Raw genomic sequence first — 19,485 nt, 5'->3', positions numbered from 1 at the left:
TCCCGGACCCTTGTCCCCGATCGCCGGCGGGCTTCCGCCCGAAGCCCGTCCGGCGATCGCCTCATGTCCGTGGCGGTTCGGCCTCGGGTCACACCCGTGGAAGCTCGGCCTCGATCAGGTCCGCCGCGCGCGGCGTGCCCCCCTCCCCCGCCATCCCCGCCCCGATCTCCGCGAGCCGGCGCGCCACCTCCGGGTCGGAGGTCAGGGACAGCACCGCCTCGCGCAGGTCCTCCGCCGTAGCGGTCGTCGAGTCCAGACGGCGCGCCACTCCCAGACCCACCAGCATGTCCGCGTTGCCGAACTGGTCGACGGCCTGCGGCACCGCGACCATCGGGGTGGCCGTCGCCAGGCCCTCCTGACTGCCGCCCGCGCCCGCGTGCGTGATGAAGGCGTCCGCCTCGCGCAACACCGCCAGTTGCGGCACCCATGAGCGCACCTCGATGTTCGGCGGGACGTCCCCCAACTCCGACTCGTCGACGTAGCGGCCGATCTGGAGCACCACGTGCCAGCCCGGCAGCCCGCCGAACGCCTTCACGCACGCGCGATAGAAGGCGGGGACCTTGGTGAAGGCCGAACCCAGCGAGACGAGCAGCACCTTCTCCGCGCCGGCCGGCCGCTGCCACTCCCCCTGGTCCTTGCGCTCGCCCTGGCACGCGCCGACGAAGGTGTAGACGGATTCATCCACCCGGTCGGCGTTCGGCTGAAGTGCCTTCGGGATCAGGACGATCGAGCACGCCGGGCGGCCGACGAAGGCGTCCGGGTCACGGTCGCCGAGCCCGTTCTCCGCGAGCCACCCGCGAAAGCGCGCGTAGTACGCCCGGCCGCGCTCGGACCCCTTGAGCTCCGCCATCATCGGCTCGGCCACCTCCTGCTCGTATCCCTCCCAGGCGACGAGGTTCGGGGAGAGCGAGACGGCGGGCACGCCCCAGCGGTGGGCGAGGACGGGTGCCGGGTAGGAGGTGATGTCGTGGATCACGAGGTCCGGCTCGTCGCCCTCGAAGGCCGCCGCCAGCTGGGGCAGCGCCTGGATCGCGTCGTGGAGGAAGGGCTCGATGTTGTCGATGAGTTCGGTCCCCCACGCCTCCGGTTCGTCCTCCGTGGGCAGGGTCGAGGTGTAGACGACGGGCGTGGCTCCCGTCGCGGCGACGCGGTCGGCGTACGAGGCGGGGATCGCGTAGCTGACGCGGTGGCCGCGTGCGACGAGTTCCCGGACGACCTCGATGCTCGGGTTCACATGTCCGGGCGCGGCGATGGAGAACATGGCGATATGGGCACGCTGTCGTTCGGTCATGGGACCGACCCTAGACGAGACGAGACGTCTCGTGCAACTACCTGACGCCGGTCATGTCAGCGCTGGTAGCGCGCGAGCACCAGATTGCCGTCCTTCACCAGCCGCTTCTCCAGCTCCTTCCGGTCGATGGCGCCGCTGTAGTACTCCTGCAGTGCGGGCGTCGCCACCTTGTCCTTCCACTCCGGATAGCCGCGGACCGACTGCGCCGGGGCGGACCGCAGGCTCCGCGCGAGTTCCGCGCCGGTGGACCAGCCGTCCTTCGGGGTGCGCAGCGCCGGGTCCGCGAGCGCCCGTGTGCCGGTCGGCAGCATCCAGTCCCCCTTCGCGAGCCGCACCATGTTCGGCGGCTGGAGCATGAAGTCGATGAACGCGGCCGCCTCCTTCTTGTGGGGGCTGTCCTGCGCGACCGACAGGGTCTGCGGACTGACGCCCTGTGTGTTCCCCTCCTTACCGGCGGGGGCCGGCAGCACCGTCCACTCGAAGCCTTTCGGCGCCTGCTGCACGACCTGCTGCCGGAACGAGAAGCCCAGCGGCACCATCGCGTACTTGCCGCCGAAGAGGCCGGGCAGTGTGTCGGAGCCGCTCATGCCGAGCGTGGACCGCGCGGCGCTCCGGTCGGTGTTCACCTGGTCGTGGACCGTCCCGGGCATCACCCCGTCGGCGTCCGTGAACCGGACGGTGACCTTACCGTCGCCGTCCCGGTGGAAGAGCCGGCCGCCCGCCGACAGCCCGAGGTTGAGGGTCACGGAGACCGGCTCCTTGAGCGGCCAGGCGACGCCGTACCTCCCCTCGCCCATCGCGGCCGTCAGGGTCTTGGTCACCTCACGGAACTCGGCCCAGCTCCACGGATCCGCGGCCGTCGGGACCCTGACCCCGGAGGCGTCGAGGATCTTCTTGTTGGCGATCAGGACCCGCGGTTCCTGGAGGAAGGGGACGCCGTAGGTCTTGCCGTCGAAGGTGGCCGTCTCCCAGCTCTGCCGGGGGATGTCGTCCTTCAGCCGCTGGGGCAGGAGACCGGTCAGGTCGGCGAGATGGCCGCCGTAGGCGAAGTCGGCGAGGTCGTCGGACGCGTCATGGATGATGTCCGGCGCCTCACCGCCCTCGAACGAGGTCAGCAACTGGTCGTGAACGCTGTCCCAGCTGCCCTGGACGTAGTCCACCCGCACGCCGGGATGGGTCCTGTTCCACTCCGCGACGAGCTCCTTGTTCGCGTCGATGGACTCCTTCTGCCAGGCGAGGGACTGGAACCGCAGCCGGACGGTTCCGTCCGTCCGCCCTTCGTCGCCGTCCGAACAGCCGGTGAGCAGCAGGGCCAGCACCGTGGCCGCGGCGGCCAGCGTCCGCGCCCGCATCAGGACTTCACCGCCCCGGCCAGCATGCCGCCGGTGATCCGCTTCTGGATGACCGCGAAGATGGCGAGCGAGGGAAGCGTGGCGAGGAACGCGGCGGCGGCGAGCGGCCCGAGATCGGCGGCCCCCTCCGCGCCGAGGAAGTGCGTCAGGACGACCGGCAAGGTCTGCTTCTCCGGGGTCTTGAGCAGGACGAGCGCGAAGAAGAACTCGTTCCATGCGGTGATGAACGCGAACAGCGCGGTGGCGACGATGCCCGGCGCGAGGAGCGGCGCGATGACCGACACCAGCGTGCGCAGCCGGCCCGCGCCGTCGACGGCCGCAGCCTCCTCCAGCTCGCGGGGCACGGCCCGTACGTATCCGACGAGCATCCAGAGCGCGAAGGGCAGCGCCCACACGACGTACACCATGATCAGCCCGGCAAGGGTGTTGATCAGATGCAGGTTCTTGAGGATCAGGAACAGCGGAATGATCACCAGGACGAACGGGAACGCCTGGCTGACCACCACCCACCCGGTGGCGGCGGTGGAGAGCTTGGTGCGGTTGCGGGCCATGACGTAGGCCATCGGCGTCGCGATCAGCACCGAGATCAGCGCGGCGGACACCGCGGCGATCAGGCTGTTCCCGGCCGCCTGGAGCAGGGGCTGTTCGTCGAACGCCTGACGGAAGTTGGCGAGCGTCGGGTTCTCGGGAATCCAGGTGGGGTGCAGCGACCCCAGTTCTCGCGGCGGCTTGAAGGCCGTGGAGATCAGCCAGAGGAAGGGGAAGGCGAGAAAGACGAGGTAGCACGCCAGCGCGGCGTACTGTCCTGCGCGGCCGGCCCTGCCGGTACGAAGGGTGGTCACTCGTCCCCTCCCCTCAGCCGTCCCACGAGATAAAGGGCGAGCATCACGGAGATGACCGCGACCATCACACAGCCCATGGCGGCGGCGTAACCGAACTGCCCGTAGCGGAACGCCTCTTCGTAGGCGAAGAGCATGGGGAGACGGGTGCGTCCGCCGGGCCCGCCGCTGGTGAGCACATACACCAGCGCGAACGAGTTGAAGTTCCAGATGAAGTTGAGCGCGGTGATCGCGAGGGCGATCGGTCTCAGCGCCGGCCAGGTGACGGTACGGAACCGCCGCCAGGCACCCGCTCCGTCGAGGGCGGCGGCCTCGTGCAGTTCGTGCGGCGTGTTCTGCAGGCCGGCGAGCAGTGCCACGGTGGTCTGCGGCATCCCCGCCCAGATGCCGACGACGATCACGGCAGGCAGGGCGGTGGCCAGTCCGGTCAGCCAGTCGCGCCCGTCGCCGAGTCCCAGATCGCGGATCGTCTCGTTGAGGATGCCCGCGTCGGGGTTGTAGACGAGCCGCCACATGATGCCGACGACCACCTCGGGCATGGCCCAGGGAATGATCGCGAGGGCGCGGGCCAGCCAGCGCAGCCGGAGCCGCTGGTTCAGCAGCAGCGCGAGGCCGAGCGCCAGCACGAACTGCGGCACCGTCACGCCGACCGCCCACACCAGGCCGATTCTGAAGGAGTCCCAGAACAGCGTGTCGTGGAGGAGGTCCTGGAAGTTGAGGGTGCCGATCCACTGCGTCGGCTCGGTGCGGCCGGCCTGGGAGTCCGTGAACGCCAGCGAGATGCCGTAGAGCAGCGGGCCCACGCTGAGCACCAGAATGGGGATCAGCGCCGGGAGGACCAGGAACCAGGCTCCATGGTCCGACGTGCGCGCGGACCGCGGCGCTGCGGTCGCCGATGTCACGGAATCGACTCCTTCGGGCGGCTGGTCCGGCTGGTCCGGCCGCCCTGGCGGCCCCCGTCATCGTGCTGACGGCCCGTCGCTTCGTCAACCCCACCTGCACGGATGCAAGACTTTGCCGGATTCGTACGGTCGGGGAGCGAGAGCGGGAGTGGTGCCGAATGGACGAGACGAGGGCGCGCGAGGTGCTGAGGGCCGCCGGGCTGCCCGACGACGCGGCACTGCTGGTACTCGGTGAGAACGCGGTCTTCTCGGCGGGCGATCTGGTCGTGAAGGTCGGCCGGAGCGTCGACGACGAGACGCTGCAGGCGCGGGCGGAACGCGAACTGGCCATCGGTGTCTGGCTCGCGGAGGCGGGGGTGCCCGCGGTACGGCCCGCGGAGCCGCAGGCGCGGCGGGTCGAGGGGCACCCGGTGACGCTCTGGCACCGGCTCCCCGACGCGGTACGACCGGCCGACCCGACCGACCTCGCCGGCCTGCTGCGTCAGGTGCACGCGCTGCCCGAGCCGGACTTCACGCTGCCGCGGCGGGAGCTGCTGGGCGGGGTCGAGCGGTGGCTGCGACTGGCCGGGGATGCGATCGACCCGGCGGACGCGGCCTATCTGCGCGAGCGGCGCGACGGTTTCGCTGCGGCGTCGGCCGCGCTCACCCCGCACCTTCCGCCCGGGCCGATCCATGGGGACGCGCTGCCCCGCAACGTCCATGTGGGCCCGGACGGCCCGGTGCTGGTGGACCTGGAGACGTTCTCCGGCGACTTCCGCGAGCACGACCTGGTCGTGATGGCCCTGTCCAGGGACCGGTACGGCCTGGGCTGGGAGGCGTACGAGTCCTTCACCGAGGCGTACGGGTGGGATGTGCGGGAGTGGGAGGGGTGCGAGGTGCTGCGGGGCGCGCGGGAGACGGCGAGCTGTGCGTGGGTGGCGCAGCACGCGCCGACGAACGAGGCGGCGCGGCTGGAGTTCGGCCGCAGGGTGGAGTCCCTGCGGACGGCCACGCCGGACGTCCGCTGGTACCCCTTCTGACCGCCTCCTGCCGAGCCGTGCGGACCGCACGCCCCGCGTGTTCCCGGCCCGGGTGACCCGCGTCTTCCGACCGCCCGCGTCAGGCCTGGAGCACGGCCTGGATGTCGAGGTCGATCTTGATCTTGTCGCCCACGACGGTGCCGCCGCCTTCGAGGGGAATGTCGAAGGTGATGCCGAAATCCTTGCGGCTGATCTCGGTCGTGGCGGCGAACCCGACCCGGGTGCCCAGGGGGCTGTCGATCTGGACACCGTTGTACTCGACGGCGAGTTCCACCGGACGGGTGGTGCCCTTGATGGTGAGGTCACCGGTGACGGTGTAGTCCGTGCCGGAGCCCTGCACACCGGTCGACACGAAGGTCATGACCGGATAGCGGTCGCTCTCGAAGAAGTTGGTGCTGCGGAGGTCGTTGTCGCGGTCCTCGTTGCGGGTGTCGATCGAGGACATGTCGATCTCCACGTGTGCGGAGGAGCGCAGCGGGTCCTCGGCGATCGTGATCTCGCCGGAGAATCTCTCGAAGCTGCCGCGGACCTTGGACACCATCAGGTGGCGTACCGAGAAGCCCACCGATGAGTGCACGGGGTCGATGGTCCACGTGGCGGGGGTGAGGTCGGGAATCTGCTGTGGAGCGGTCATGGGAAGCGCCTCCGGGTGTCGTGCGGACCGTCGACAACGGTCTCGAGGGATGCGTAACCCGGCCCAACCGCACCAAACGGCCCGTCCGGGCGAGGCGCCACCGCCCCCTTGCCGTAACGCGTGCGTAGTCCCCCGCCCGTCCCCGGATGGCCTCCGCCCATGCCCTTCGTCGCCGGACCGGAGGACTTCAGGACCCCGTCGGTGCGACCTCCCTCAGGGGCCAGGACGCGTCCACCCTCGCGTCCTCGCTCCCCTTGCGCCGCAGGAAGGCCTCGAAGTCCGTCGCCCACTGCGCGTACCACTCGATCTGACGGTCGTGCAGCTGCTCCGGCGTCAGCGACGCCACCGGCACATGGCGCTGAGCCAGCGCGCACGCCACCCGCACGGCCGCCAGTGCGTCCGACGTCGCGTCGTGGGCCGTGTCCAGCAGCACGCCGTACTCCCCGCACACCGCCTCCAGATTCCGCTTCCCCTTGCGGTACCGGTCGACGGCGCGGTCGATGGTGTACGGATCGATCACCGGTCCGATGGGCCGGCCGTCCAGCCGTTCGCTCAGCGAGGCCAGCCCGTGCCGGCGCAACTCCGCCGTCAGCAGCGTCAGATCGAACGCGGCGTTGTACGCGACCACCGGCACGCCCCGCGTCCAGTACGCGCACAGGGTCGCGGCGATCTCCTCCGCCACCTCGCGCGCCGGACGTCCTTCCGACGTCGCCCGCTCACTGCTGATGCCGTGGATCGCCGAGGCCTGCGCGGGGATGAGGATGCCCGGGTCCGCGAGCCACACCCGCCGGTCCACCGGCTCCCCCGCCCGCACCTCGACGACCGCGGCCGTCACGATCCGGGCCTCCAGCGGCTCCGTGCCCGTCGTCTCCAGGTCGAAGCCGACCAGCGGTTCCCCGTGCCAAGCCATCGTGGCCCTCCTCCGTACTGCGTGATGCTGTCCCCCGTGCGTTGCTCACCCTCCCACGCGGCACTGACAACCCAGGACGCCGACCGCGACCGGTGACCGCCGACCGCGACCGTTCAGGAGACGGGCCGTGAGTCCGCCCAGACGGACTCGAACTCCTCGCGGTAGGTCTGGAACAGACCGTTCTCGGCGTCGTTCCCGGCGCGGACCACGGCCCGGCCCCCGCCGCGGAGGACCAGGACGGGCGCCTCCATGCCGCGTGCCCTGCTCAGATAGGACTGGATGACGGCGAGCCCGTCGGCGCCGTCGCCGTCGACGAGGTAGGCGGTGAAGCGCGGGGTCTCGTCGAAGACGTGGATCTCGAAAGCCCCCGGGTCGCGGAGCCGGGAGCGCACCCGGCGCATATGGAGGATGTTCATCTCCACCGTCCGGCTCAATTCGCCCTTTTTGATGCCCAGTTCCCGCTCGCGCCGCTTGACGGCGCTGCTGGCCGGGTTCAGGAAGAGCAGCCGTATGCGGCAGCCCGACTCGGCGAGACGGACCAGCCGGCGGCCGGAGAAGTTCTGGACGAGGAGGTTCAGGCCTATCCCGATGGCGTCGAGCCGGCGCGCGCCGCCGAACAGGTCCTCGGCCGGCAGCTGACGCTGGAGCCGCACCCGGTCGGGGTGGACGGAGACCACGTCCGCGTACCGGTCGCCGACGAGCTCCTCGACCGCGTCGACCGGGAGCCGGTCGGCGGAGCGGACGCCGGCGCCGCTGCCGAGTATCTCCAGCAGCCGCGCCGAGGCGCGCTCCGCCTGGGCGAGCACCGCTTCGTTCAGGGCGCGGTTGCGGGAGACGACATTGCGGGCGACCTCCAGCTCGTCCAGCGCGAGCTCGACGTCGCGCCGGTCGTCGAAGTAGGGCTCGAAGCAAGGCCAGTGCTGGACCATCAGCTCGCGCAGCTGGGGCAGGGTGAGGAAGGAGAGCACATTGTCGTCGGCGGGGTCCAGCAGATAGCCCTTGCGGCGGGAGACCTCGCGTACGGCGACGGCCCGCTGCACCCACTCCTGCCCGGCGGGCCCCGCCGCGGCCACCACCCAGTCGTCGCCGTGCACCGGGTCGTAGATGGGGCGCAGCACCGCGGCCACCACGGCCCGCAGCCGCTGCTCCACCAGATTCAGCCAGATGTAGGCCCGTCCGGCCCGTTGCGCGCGCGTACGCACCTCGCTCCAGGCGTCCGCGCCCCAGTCCAGTTCCGCCCCGATCTCCATCGGCCTGGCGAGAGAGACCGCTCCCGGCGGGACCTCGGCGGAGTCCCCCTCGTGACTCGCGTCACCTGGGGGTAGCTCCAGCCCTCCCGAGCTCACCCGCGCACCGCCTTCCCGTCCCCCACCCAACGATCAAGGAAGACTACTCCGCATGCGGGACAAGGTGCAGCCGGATCGACGGGCGGCTTTCCCAACTCCCTTGATCTTCCTGGACGTTCTGCCTGGCGAGATCTGCCGCAGTGAGGGGTTTCATAGCGGTTGGGGTACCCGGGCGACAGAAGGAACACGATGTTGACCGCGTCGTCCACTGCCATGGAGGCGTTCGGCGGCGATACTTTCGGGGAGGATCTGGGCCAAGTGCCCTCCAGCACCCGGATCAGAAGTGGAAGAGTCATATCTATGCAGGTCTGGCCGGGACAGGCGTATCCGCTCGGCGCCACGTACGACGGCGCCGGCACCAACTTCGCGGTGTACTCCGAAGCCGCACAGCGCATCGAGCTGTGCTTGCTGCACGACGACGGATCAGAAACGGCGGTGGAGCTGCGCGAGACGGACGCCTTCGTGCGGCACGCGTATCTGCCGGGTGTGATGCCGGGTCAGCGGTACGGCTTCCGGGTGCACGGCCCCTATGAACCCGAGAGGGGGCAGCGGTGCAATTCCGCCAAGCTTCTCCTCGATCCGTACGCCCGTGCGATAAGCGGCAGCATCGACTGGGGCGAATCGGTGTACGGCTACCACTTCGGCAAGCCGGACTCCCGCAACGACCTGGACTCGGCGCCGAACACCATGACGTCGGTCGTGGTCAACCCCTACTTCGACTGGGGCGACGACCGGTCCCCCCGGACGGACTATCACCGGACGGTCATCTACGAGGCCCATGTGAAGGGCCTGACGATGCTCCATCCGGAGCTGCCGCAGGAGCTGCGCGGCACCTATGCGGGGCTCGCGCACCCGTCGGTCATCTCGCATCTGACCGAGCTCGGGGTGACGACCCTCGAACTGATGCCGGTGCACCAGTTCGTCAACGACCACCGGCTGGTGGACGCCGGCCTCAACAACTACTGGGGCTACAACACCATCGGCTTCTTCGCCCCGCACAACGCCTACGCCTCCTGGGGCGACCGCGGTGAGCAGGTGCTGGAGTTCAAGCAGGCGGTGCGGGCCCTGCACCAGGCCGGTATCGAGGTCATCCTCGACGTCGTCTACAACCACACGGCCGAGGGCAATCACCTCGGCCCCACGCTGTCGTTCCGGGGCCTCGACAACGCCTCGTACTACCGGCTCACCGACGACCGCCGCTACTACATGGACACCACGGGCACCGGGAACTCGCTGCTGATGCGCAGCCCCCATGTGCTCCAGCTGATCATGGACTCGCTGCGGTACTGGGTGACCGAGATGCACGTCGACGGGTTCCGCTTCGACCTGGCGGCCACCCTGGCCCGTCAGTTCCACGAGGTGGACCGGCTGTCGTCCTTCTTCGACCTGGTCCAGCAGGACCCGGTGGTCAGCCAGGTGAAGCTGATCGCCGAGCCGTGGGACGTGGGCGAGGGCGGCTACCAGGTGGGGAACTTCCCGCCGCTGTGGACCGAGTGGAACGGCAAGTACCGCGACACCGTGCGGGACCTGTGGCGGGGCGAGCCGCGGACGCTCGCCGAGTTCGCCTCCCGGCTGACCGGCTCGTCCGACCTCTACCAGGACGACGGGCGCCGGCCGCTCGCCTCGATCAACTTCACCACGTGCCACGACGGCTTCACCCTGCACGACCTCGTCTCCTACAACGACAAGCACAACGACGCCAACGGCGAGGGCAACCGCGACGGCGAGAGCCACAACCGGTCCTGGAACTGCGGCGCCGAGGGCGACACCGACGACCCCGAGGTCCTGGAGCTGCGGGACCGTCAGATGCGCAACTTCATCGCGACGCTGATGCTCTCGCAGGGTGTGCCGATGCTCAGCCACGGGGACGAGTTCGCCCGCACCCAGGGCGGCAACAACAACGCCTACTGCCAGGACAACGAGGTGTCCTGGGTGAAGTGGCCCGAACCGGGCTCCGACACGGACGGCACACTGCTCGCCTTCACCCGGGCGATGGTGTGGCTGCGCCGCGATCATCCGGTGTTCCGCCGCCGGCGCTTCTTCCACGGCCGCCCGGTGGAGGGGACGCACGACGAGCTCTCCGACATCGCCTGGTTCACGCCCGAGGGCGAGGAGATGACGCAGCGGGACTGGCAGGCGGCGCACGCGAAGGCGCTGTCCGTCTTCCTGAACGGCCACGCGATCTCCGAGCCCGGGCCGCGGGGTGAACGGATCGGGGACGACTCGTTCCTGCTGATGTTCAACGCCAGCGCGGAGGAGCTGGACTTCGCGGTGCCGGTGAACCACGGCCGGCAGTGGCAGGTGGTGGTGGACACCGCCCGCAAGGAGGGTGTCCCGCCGGGTGAGGGCCCGAAGGTGGCGGCCGGTGAGCGGGTGAAGCTGGTGGGCCGGAGTCTGACGGTGCTTCGCCGGCCGGCCTGAACCACCGGCCCCCGACGGGATTGCCGTCGCGGCCACGGGCATCAGCGGGCGGGGCTCCCCACGGGCTCCGCCCGCTCCGTCGTCGCCCCGGTCGTACCGTCCACGACAGCATGGCGCACAGGGCGGCGGCCGCCAGCGCCACGGCGAAGGCCGCCGCCGGACCGTGGGTCTCCGCGAGCGCGCCGGACAGCATGACGGCGGCGGCCTGACCGGCGACGACACCGCTCGTCAGGAAGGCCATGCATGCGGCGAGACGCACGGCCGGGACACCGCGCCCGGTCAGGGCGAAGACCGTGATCAGCTGAGGGGCGTACGCGACGCCGAGCACGGTCACCACCGCGTACAGCGCGCCGAGCGAGTTCACGAACGGCAGGGGCACCGACATGACGACCAGTGCGGCGGTCGAGACCCGCCGGCGGGTGGTGAGTCCGAGGCTCGGCGGGAGGGCGGCCAGGACGAGGCCGGCCGCCGCGCTCATCACTCCCATGGCCGCATAGACCAGGGCCGCCTGTCCGGCTGTCCGAGCCGGTCCGTCAGTGCGGTGGTGCCTGCCTGCGAGGCGCCGAACACGGCGCCCTGGAGGACCATCGCGACCCGCAGTCCGTGGACCGCTCCGGACAGCCGGGGCTTCGCACGGGACGGGGCGGTTGCGGCCGTGCCGGCGGTCCCTGCGGCCGTCGGATCCAGGGCGAACGCCGTACCGCACACGGCCGGCAGCGCCGCGGCCGTCAACAGCGCGGCCGCCGGACGGGCGAGGGCGTCCGCGACGCCGACGAGCGCGGGACCCAGCACGAACGACACCTCGTCGAGGGTCCCCTCGACGGAGAGCACCGCGCCGGTCACCCGGTCGTCCGCGCCGGAGCCGCGGGCCAAGGCCACCGAACGGCTGCGGGCGAGCGGACCGATCTGCGGCACCGTCGCGCCCGCGAGAACGCCGAGGAGCACCAGCTGGGGTGTTCCGGCGTCACCGCGCCCGGCGAGGACGAGCCCGGTCACGGCGACCGGTTGGCGAGGGCGGCGGCGAGCACGACGCTCCGCCGCACGGCCGAGCAGGGGGCCACCCACCGTCCGGCCCCCTGCCGGCCCTCCCCCGACGAGCCCGCGCGGCGAGACTGCCACTGGTCTCGGCGACCAGCAGCAGACTGCCGAACTGGCACATCGCCGTGGGCACTCGCCCGAAGAAGGAGATGACCGGCAACAGTGGCCCCGTGAGCGCCACGACCTCGCGGTATGTGCGGAGCATCGGGTGAACGTAACCCGATCGGCGGACACCGGCGCAGGGACGGATGACACAGAAGCCCTCAAGGTGGGTACGTACGTTCGCATGAGGCCCACCGCCACGTACCGGCTCCAGATCCAGCCGGACTTCACGTTCATGTCTGCCACGGCAGCCGTGCCGTACATCGCCGGACTCGGCGTCTCCCATCTGCATCTGTCACCAGTGCTGGAGGCCGTGCCCGGCTCCACGCACGGGTACGACGTCGTCGATCCGACCCGGGTGCGCGAGGAGCTGGGCGGTGAGGAGGGCCTGCGGGCGCTCGCCCGCACGGCACGCGAGCACGGTCTCGGGCTCGTCCTGGACATCGTGCCGAACCACATGGCGGCCGTCCCCCGGCACAACCCCGCCCTGTGGGAGGTGCTGCGGGAGGGACCGCTGTCGCCCTACTCGCCGTGGTTCGACATCGACTGGGAGACCGGCGGCGGCAAGGTGCTGCTGCCGGTGCTCGGCGGGCGGATCGGCGACGAGCTCGGCTCCCTGAAGGTCGAGGGGGACGTCCTGCACTACGGCGAGCAGCGCTTCCCCCTGCGCGAGTCGACCTCGCACCTTCCGCTGCCCGAGCTGCTCGAAGCGCAGTGGTACCGGCTCGGCTGGTGGCGTCTCGCCCGCACCGAGCTCAACTACCGGCGCTTCTTCACCATTTCGGACCTCATCGGGGTCCGCGTCGAGGATCCGGACGTCTTCGAGGCCACGCACACCAAGATCCTCGAGCTGGTGCGCGACGGTGTGGTGGAGGGCCTGCGCATCGACCATCCGGACGGGCTCGCCGACCCGGAGGGCTATCTGCGCCGGCTGGATGAGGCGACGGGCGGTGAGTGCTGGACCGTCGTCGAGAAGATCCTCACCGGGGACGAACGGCTGCCGGCGGGATGGCCGGTGGCGGGGACGACGGGCTACGACGCGCTGCGCCAGCTGGACGGGCTGTTCACCGATCCGGTGGGCGCCGAGGAACTGGTCACGCTGTACCGGGAGTTCGCGGGCCCCGCGGGCGACCGCGGCGGCTACTGGGAGGCGACGGTGCGCCGCGCGGCGTACCGGGTGGTCACCCACGAACTGGCCGCCGAGACCGCCGCGCTGACCCGGCTGGCCGAGCGGGTGTGCGACCGGGATCCGGCGCTGCGTGACCACGCTCCGTGGGCGCTGCGGACGGCGATCCGGGAACTGCTGGTGCGGGTGCCGGTCTACCGTCCGTACCGCGTCGGCGGGGACGAGGTCCTCACGGTGAAAGCTGCGGCGAGCGCCAAGGGCGCCTTCGCGGTACCGGAGGAGGGCACGGCGGTCGACGTGGTGCGCGATCTGGCGCTCGGCCGGCTCGGCGACGACCCCGACCACGTGGCCTTCCGTGCCCGCTTCGCGCAGACGTCCTCGGCTCTGCGGGCCAAGTCCGTTGAGGACACGGCGTTCTACCGTTACGTCCCGCTGATCTCGGCCAACGAGGTCGGCGGTGACCCCGGCAGCCCGGCCGTCGCGCCCGAGGACTTCCACGCCTACTGCCAACGGCTGGCGCGCGACTGGCCCTCCACCGGCACCGTGCTGACCACCCACGACACCAAGCGCAGCTCCGATGTGCGGGCCAGGATCGCGGTGCTGTCCGAGTGCCCGGACCGGTGGGCGGCCTTCGTGCAGCAGATCACCGAGGAGGCCGGCCGGCTGGAGGGCGGGCGGGCTCCCGACCCCCATCTGGCGTGGGTGGCGTGGCAGACCGCCGTCGGCTTCGGGTTCCCCTACGAGGGGCGGCTGCGGGAGGCGCTGCTCAAAAGCGTGCGGGAGGCGGCGCTGCACACGACCTGGACGGAGCCGGACGAGGCGTACGAGAAGGCCGTCGCCGACTTCGTGGAGGCGGGCCCCGAGGGGCCGCCGCTGTACTCGGTGGCGCTGTTCGCCCGTGAGCTGGATCCGTTCGTGCGGGCCAACGTGCTGGGGTCCGCTCTGCTCCAGCTGACGATGCCGGGGGTGCCGGACCTCTACCAGCGCACGGAGGGCGAGTTCCTGGCGCTGGTGGATCCGGACAACCGGTATCCGTTCGGCAAGGCCATGCCGAACGAGAAGACGGCGCTGACCCGGGTGGCGCTGCGGCTGCGCCGGGAGCGGCCGGAGGTCTTCGGCGAGTCGGGGACCTATGTGCCCCTGACGGCGAGCGGTCCGGCCGCCGCGCACTGTGTGGCCTTCTGCCGTACGGGCGATGTCGTCACGGCCGTCACCCGGCTCTCCCAGCGGCTGGCCGAGGCGGGCGGCTGGGAGGGGACGGAGCTGACCCTGCCGGAGGGGCGCTGGGCGGATCTGCTGGACGGAGCACGGGAGTTCGACGGCGGCACGGTGCCGCTGGCCACGCTGTTCGCGGACCGGCCCGTCGCCCTCCTCAGCCGCACGGCCGTACGAGAAGACTCCGAGGGGAGCGGGTGAGCAGTCCGGTCGCCGCGGGCCGGAACCCGTCGGCCCCACCGGAGGCGGGGCATCGCGTCGAAGAGGGCGCGCAGTCCGTGCTCCGCCTCCGGCGCGGCGAGTTCCACGGCGGGGCAGTCGCCGGGCCCGTAGCTCAGCTGACCGGTGTCCTCCCGGGTGAGGTCGAACAGGTCGGGATCGCGGAAGCGGTCGGGGTCGCGGCCCGCCGCCCCGATCAGACAGGCGACGGCGGCACCCGCGGGTACCGTGCCGCCGCTCACCCGTACCTCGATGGAGGCCCGGCGCACCACGACGAGAACGGGCGGGTCGCGGCGACTCCTGCCAGGCGCGGCCGATCAGCCCGGGGACGCCGCGGAGCGCGGCGATGCGGTCGGGGTGGTCCAAGACGTTGGCGAAGAAGGACGCGAGAGCCATCTCGCGGACCGACAGCTGCGCCACGCGCCTGCCGGCGGGGCCGGCGGCACGGGTCATCCTGCGCCCGCGCACGCCGAAGGCTCCCGTGGGCAGCCGGCGACAGACTCCTCGACCAGATCGGCCTGTTCACGCCGGGCGATGCGGTGCGCGAGGACGTACGAGGTGTGCTCGACGACCTCCCGCATCGCCTGCGGCACGGCGCCCCGGTGCCGGCCGCACGCCCGGTCACCGGGCCGGCGGCCGTCGACGAGGGGCGGGTCACTCGGGGCAGCGGCGACGTCCGCGTGACGACTGAGCAACCAGGAGCAGCCAGGCGCCGATGGACGGGGCGTAGAACGAGGGGATGGTCCTCGCGCAGCCGGCGGTAGAGCTGGTACGGGTCCTGCTCAAGGGTCCGGTGAAGCAGGCCGGGCAGGGGCGCGTGACGTACCGTCGCGGAGGGTTGGACCGGTATCGACGCCGGGTGCGGCAGCGTCCATCGTGACTCGTTTCCCTGAGGCCGCCGCGCCGACTCCTCACGCGGACCCCCAAGGCGACCATCGGTGCGCGGTCCGCGCAGTCCGCGTGCGCCGGACGGGTGAGGACGCGACGGGCGGGCCGCGCCCGCGTGTGGCTTCGGTCCCGGCGCGGGCCAGTGCGGGCGTGGGCCCGGGCGTCGGACCGGGTCAGGAGCCGGGGCCGCCTGCCCCCGGTCAGCGCGCCGTGAGCCGGAAGCTCATCCGGCCGAAGCCCACCATGTCGCCCTCGCGCACCACGACCGCCCCCGTCACCCGCTGCCCGTTGACAGTGGTGCCGTTGGTGGAGGCGAGATCGCGCAGGATCCACCGGCTGCCCTGCATGCTCAGTTCGGCGTGCAGCCGCGAGACGCTGTCGTGGCTCAGCCGCAGACCGTTGCCCGGGTCGCGACCGATCCGCAGGGGGTACGGGCCGGGTTCCGGCAGCAGCAGCGGGGGCAGTTTCTCGGCCTGCCACGCCCTGCGGAGCCGTACGAAGAACGCGGACACTCCGCCCACCGCGCCGAACAGCACCTGTGACGCGCGGTTCTCGACGCGGAGATCCGCGGTGAGCACGCTCAGTTCCTCCGGTCGGCGCGCGACCAGGGCCAGCTCCATGCGCCGCAGGAAGGTGTCGTGCGACAGCTTGCCCTGCGCGGCGCCTTCTCGGAGCACGCCGACGACACGGTCCCGCTCGGCATCCGAAAGCCGTGCGGGGTACGTGGGGAACTCGGGGGACGACGTCACGTCCGCAATTGTCGGGCCGAAAGGCCTGAGGTGTCCAGAAGAACCGGCGTTCTCATCCCTCCCGACCCACCGCTGACCTGCACGGAAGTAAACGTTCCGGCCCGGGAAATCTCCGTTGCGCCTGCCCGTGCGGGTGTTACCGTCCCTCCGATCCGAGGACCGAGGAGCCAGTACACGTGACAGCTGTACCCGCGCCACACCCGGGGTTCACCGTCCGCGCGCTGAGCGGCCCGGACGAACTCCCCCTGTTCCAGCGCCTTTCGTACGTCCTCGACCATGAACTCGAGGACGACCTCGCCACCGGCCGACGGCGTCCCGAATGGATGTGGGTCGCCCTGCGCGGGGAGCGGCTGCTCGCCCGGCTCTCCTGGTGGACGACGGCCGGCGGCGACATGCCGCTCGCGCTCGACTTCTTCGACGTCGACGACGAACTGCCCCCGGCCGAACGGTCGGAGGCCGGGCTGCGGCTGCTGGAGACCGCGACGGCCGCGGTCGTCCCGGCAGGCACGCCCCGGCCCGAGTACGGGCGCTTCGTCCCGCCCGACTGGCGCGCGGACCCGGCGGCCCGCGCGGTGGTGGAGACCCGCACGGCCGTCCTGGAGACGGCGGGCGCCCGGCCGCTGGTGGAACGGCTGCGGCTGGAGTGGCGCCCGGGAACCGCCGTGCCCGCGCCGGGCGGACGTCTGGACTTCCGCGCCGTCACGGGCCGGGACGATCTCCTCGCGCTGACGACTCCGGTCATGGAGGGCACCCTCGACGCGCACGCCCGGGCCGATCTCGCCTCCGGACTCACCGCCCACGAGGCTGCGGAGAAGCACTACGACGAGCAGCTCGCCGGCTACGGATCGCCGCGCGCGTGGTGGCGGATCGCCCAACTGCCGGGCAGCGGTGAGCCGGTGGGCTTCGTGATCCCCGCCCGCAACAACTACAACGCGATCATCGCGTACATCGGGGTGCTGCCCGGCCACCGCGGCAAGGGTTACATCGACGAGATCCTCGCCGAAGGCACCCGGATCCTGGCCGCCGAGGACGTTCCGCGGATCCGGGCGGCCACGGACCTGGCCAATGTGCCGATGGCGAAAGCCTTCGAGCGGGCGGGGTACGTGAACTTCGAGCGGGCGCTCAACTACGTCTGGGCCTGATGCCGAGGTCCGGGACCGATTCCGAGGCCCGGAACTGATGCAAGGCTCGGGGCGAGGTGGTCGTCCCGGACTCACATCGATGCGTCCGCCGGGCCCGGGGCCCGAGCCGCAGGCGGAGGACACCGGTTCGATCCGATCGCCGGGCTCGGCGCGACCGGGCGCGATGTCACGGAGTCCCGGAATCCCGGAGTCCGGTACCACGGGCCGTCGTTGACCCGGGAAAAACGCTGGACGGCTCGGGCCGGGGCCGTCTACGGTGATCACCACGCCTGTGACGACGGAAGGAGGCGAGTGCGATGTCCACCACACGATTCCCGCGCTCCCGCCCCGTCCGCCCGGCGTTCGCAGTCTGACCGGGAGCGCATCACCCTGATCTCTTCCCGGAGGACTTCCTCATGACCGATCTGGTCATCCGCGCGCTCGACGAGAGCGACGCACATCTTTTCGACTCGCTTCCTGACCCGCTCGGCGTCGGCCGTGCGCTGTCCCGTGCCACCCACCGGCCCGACTGGAAGCGCGTCGCGCTGCGCGACGGCAAGGTCGTCGCCCGGGCCGCCTGGTGGGGCGGCCCCGACGACACGGCCCCCGTCAACATCAACTGGTTCGACGTCGCCGACGGCGAGGAGGAGGCGGGCGCCGAACTGCTGCGCACCTCCCCGCACCAGGTGGAGTACGAGCTGATCCTGCCCGCCGGCTGGCGCGACGACCCGGCGCGGCGGGCCGCCGGTGAGAGCCGGCTGCGGGCCGCGCAGGCCGCCGGGATGACCGTCCTGGTGGAGCGCTTCCAGTACCGGTGGACACCGCAGAACGGTCTGCCGGAGCGGCCGGGCCGGCTGGTCTTCCGACCGGAGGCGGACGACAAGGTGTTCCTCGACGTTCTGCGCCGGGTGCACTCGTCGACCCTCGACGCCCACGCCCTGCGCGCGATCGCGGAGGGCGGTGTGGACCAGGCGGCCCAGGAGGAACTGGACTTCTTCCACTGGTGTCCGTCGCCGCGCGAGTGGTGGCAGCTGGCCCACACCCCGGAGGGTGAACCGGTCGGGCTGCACATCCCGGCGCACAACCCGTCGGGGCCGTGCGTCGGCTTCATCGGGGTGGTGCCGGAGCAGCGCGGACACGGTTACGCGTACGACCTGCTCACGGAGTGCACGCACCTCCTGGCCGAGCGGGGCGCGGAGTTCATCGCGGGCGCCACCGACCAGGGCAACTTCCCGATGGCGGCGAACTTCACCAGGGCCGGGTACCCGGTCGTGCAGGAGCGCGTCCATCTGGAGCCGGGCCGGCAGGACTGATGTGAGGGCCGGGGCGTCGGCAGTTCCCGGCGCCCCGGCCCGCGCCCTCGCCTCCCCTGCCTGTGGCTCCTGCTCCACTCCGGTGCCGGATCCTGCCTACTCTTGTGCCGGCTCGCCGATCCGCTTCTCGAACCAGTGGTGGGCGTACGGCTCGTCGTTGAAGGCCGGTACCTCCTCGAAGCCGGCGGAGTGGTACAGGCCGATCGCCGCGCTGAGCTCTTTGTTGGTGTCCAGGCGCAGTACGCCGCAGCCGTGCCGGACGGCCCGCGCCTCCAGCTCCGCGAGGAAGCGGCGGCCGAGACCGAGGCCCCGGGCCCGGGGCGCCACCCACATCCGTTTGATCTCGGCCGGGGCCGCGGCCGGCAGCTTCAGACCGGCGCAGCCGATGGGCTCGCCCTGCATCCGGGCGACGAGGAACAGGCCGTGCGGCGGCCGGAGCTCGCCCGCGTCGGGCAACAGGCTCCTGGCAGGGTCGAAGCCGTTGTCGAAGCGCTCCTGAAGCTCGGTGAAGTAGGACCGCAGACAGTCCCGGGCGTCCGGGCTGTCCGGGTCGACGGGGTCCAGCGTGACGGTCGCGGCGGTCAGCAGGCGGTCGACCTCGGCCATGGCCGCGACCAGCCGGCTGCGCTGGGCGGGGCTGAGCGGTTCGAGCATGGAGCCCGCCAGCTCGTCGCTGCGGCCCTCGAGCACGGCGCGCTCCGCGCGGCCCGCGTCGGTGAGCCGTACGGTGCGCACCCGTCGGTCCCGGGGCTGGGGTTCCACCGTCACGAGACCGGCTGCCTCCAGCGAGCGCAAGAGACGGCTGACGTACCCCGAATCGAGCCCGAGGCGCTCGCGCAGACGGCGTACGTCCTGGCCCCGGTCGTCGATCTCCCAGAGCAGCCGGGCCTCGCCGATGGGCCGGTCGCGGCCCAGATAGTGGTCCTGGAGCGCGCCGACGCGTTCGGTGACGGTGCGGTTGAACCGTCGCACCTGTCCGATCTGCGTGGGATCCATTCTC

The 19,485-nt window shown here is 71.5% G+C and carries 15 protein-coding genes and 2 pseudogenes; 5 read left to right on the top strand and 12 right to left on the bottom strand.

The window, feature by feature from the left end; all coding sequences use genetic code 11:
* Positions 1-88 precede the first annotated feature (88 nt).
* The 4 genes and pseudogenes from mgt to ABTX78_RS04255 form a co-directional block, all read right to left on the bottom strand.
* Positions 89-1,328: pseudogene (gene mgt / locus ABTX78_RS04270) on the bottom strand (macrolide-inactivating glycosyltransferase).
* Between the two features lie 19 nt (positions 1,329-1,347).
* A complete protein-coding gene (locus tag ABTX78_RS04265; RefSeq protein WP_352205281.1) occupies positions 1,348-2,643 on the bottom strand; it encodes an ABC transporter substrate-binding protein in 1,296 nt (431 codons plus the stop codon).
* Positions 2,643-3,485: a carbohydrate ABC transporter permease gene (locus tag ABTX78_RS04260; RefSeq protein ID WP_352205280.1), complete on the bottom strand. Its 843-nt coding sequence runs from the start codon at positions 3,483-3,485 to the stop codon at positions 2,643-2,645. The genes ABTX78_RS04265 and ABTX78_RS04260 overlap by 1 nt, the downstream gene beginning before the upstream one ends.
* Entirely contained in the window at positions 3,482-4,384 is a 903-nt protein-coding gene (locus tag ABTX78_RS04255; RefSeq protein WP_352205279.1) for a carbohydrate ABC transporter permease, read from the bottom strand. The genes ABTX78_RS04260 and ABTX78_RS04255 overlap by 4 nt, the downstream gene beginning before the upstream one ends.
* A 158-nt stretch (positions 4,385-4,542) precedes the next feature.
* On the opposite strand from ABTX78_RS04255, the gene ABTX78_RS04250 reads away from it, so the two are divergent.
* Positions 4,543-5,403: a phosphotransferase enzyme family protein gene (locus ABTX78_RS04250; RefSeq protein WP_352205278.1), complete on the top strand. Its 861-nt coding sequence runs from the start codon at positions 4,543-4,545 to the stop codon at positions 5,401-5,403.
* A 79-nt stretch (positions 5,404-5,482) separates the two neighbouring features.
* Here ABTX78_RS04250 and ABTX78_RS04245 read toward each other — a convergent pair whose 3' ends face one another.
* The 3 genes from ABTX78_RS04245 to ABTX78_RS04235 form a co-directional block, all read right to left on the bottom strand.
* Positions 5,483-6,037 (bottom strand): YceI family protein, encoded by a 555-nt coding sequence (locus ABTX78_RS04245; protein WP_352205277.1) that lies wholly within the window; start codon positions 6,035-6,037, stop codon positions 5,483-5,485.
* 187 nt (positions 6,038-6,224) lie between these two features.
* Entirely contained in the window at positions 6,225-6,947 is a 723-nt protein-coding gene (locus tag ABTX78_RS04240) for a 3'-5' exonuclease (protein ID WP_352205276.1), read from the bottom strand.
* 113 nt (positions 6,948-7,060) lie between these two features.
* A complete protein-coding gene (locus tag ABTX78_RS04235) occupies positions 7,061-8,293 on the bottom strand; it encodes a DUF5919 domain-containing protein (protein ID WP_352205275.1) in 1,233 nt (410 codons plus the stop codon).
* Between the two features lie 300 nt (positions 8,294-8,593).
* On the opposite strand from ABTX78_RS04235, the gene glgX reads away from it, so the two are divergent.
* A complete protein-coding gene (gene glgX, locus ABTX78_RS04230; protein WP_352205274.1) occupies positions 8,594-10,714 on the top strand; it encodes a glycogen debranching protein GlgX in 2,121 nt (706 codons plus the stop codon).
* 103 nt (positions 10,715-10,817) lie between these two features.
* Here glgX and ABTX78_RS04225 read toward each other — a convergent pair.
* Positions 10,818-11,192, bottom strand: a pseudogene (locus ABTX78_RS04225) (MFS transporter); the annotation flags it as partial.
* A complete protein-coding gene (locus ABTX78_RS04220) occupies positions 11,192-11,710 on the bottom strand; it encodes a hypothetical protein (protein ID WP_352205273.1) in 519 nt (172 codons plus the stop codon). The pseudogene ABTX78_RS04225 and the gene ABTX78_RS04220, both read right to left, overlap by 1 nt.
* Positions 11,711-12,038: 328 nt before the next feature.
* Between ABTX78_RS04220 and treY the strand changes: the two genes are divergently transcribed.
* The gene (gene treY, locus ABTX78_RS04215; RefSeq protein ID WP_352205272.1) at positions 12,039-14,396 is read left to right on the top strand and encodes a malto-oligosyltrehalose synthase; all 2,358 of its coding nucleotides are present in this window, start codon (positions 12,039-12,041) and stop codon (positions 14,394-14,396) included.
* A 467-nt stretch (positions 14,397-14,863) separates the two neighbouring features.
* Here the strand turns inward: treY and ABTX78_RS04210 are convergent, their stop codons facing one another.
* The gene (locus tag ABTX78_RS04210; RefSeq protein WP_352205271.1) at positions 14,864-15,109 is read right to left on the bottom strand and encodes a hypothetical protein; all 246 of its coding nucleotides are present in this window, start codon (positions 15,107-15,109) and stop codon (positions 14,864-14,866) included.
* Between the two features lie 393 nt (positions 15,110-15,502).
* The gene (locus tag ABTX78_RS04205; RefSeq protein WP_340476038.1) at positions 15,503-16,051 is read right to left on the bottom strand and encodes a DUF1707 and FHA domain-containing protein; all 549 of its coding nucleotides are present in this window, start codon (positions 16,049-16,051) and stop codon (positions 15,503-15,505) included.
* Positions 16,052-16,227: 176 nt separating this feature from the next.
* On the opposite strand from ABTX78_RS04205, the gene ABTX78_RS04200 reads away from it, so the two are divergent.
* On the top strand, positions 16,228-17,193 hold the full coding sequence (locus ABTX78_RS04200; protein ID WP_352205270.1) for a GNAT family N-acetyltransferase: 966 nt from the start codon (positions 16,228-16,230) through the stop codon (positions 17,191-17,193).
* A gap of 395 nt (positions 17,194-17,588) precedes the next feature.
* Positions 17,589-18,485 (top strand): GNAT family N-acetyltransferase, encoded by an 897-nt coding sequence (locus tag ABTX78_RS04195; protein ID WP_352205269.1) that lies wholly within the window; start codon positions 17,589-17,591, stop codon positions 18,483-18,485.
* Between the two features lie 96 nt (positions 18,486-18,581).
* Here the strand turns inward: ABTX78_RS04195 and ABTX78_RS04190 are convergent, their stop codons facing one another.
* Positions 18,582-19,481 (bottom strand): bifunctional helix-turn-helix transcriptional regulator/GNAT family N-acetyltransferase, encoded by a 900-nt coding sequence (locus tag ABTX78_RS04190; protein WP_352205268.1) that lies wholly within the window; start codon positions 19,479-19,481, stop codon positions 18,582-18,584.
* Between the last annotated feature and the right edge of the window lie 4 nt (positions 19,482-19,485).

Source organism: Streptomyces sp. NPDC096193, assembly GCF_040302905.1.
Lineage (GTDB): Bacteria > Actinomycetota > Actinomycetes > Streptomycetales > Streptomycetaceae > Streptomyces.
Note: the sequence above shows the minus strand (reverse complement) of the source record. Positions and strands in the feature narration are given on the sequence as shown.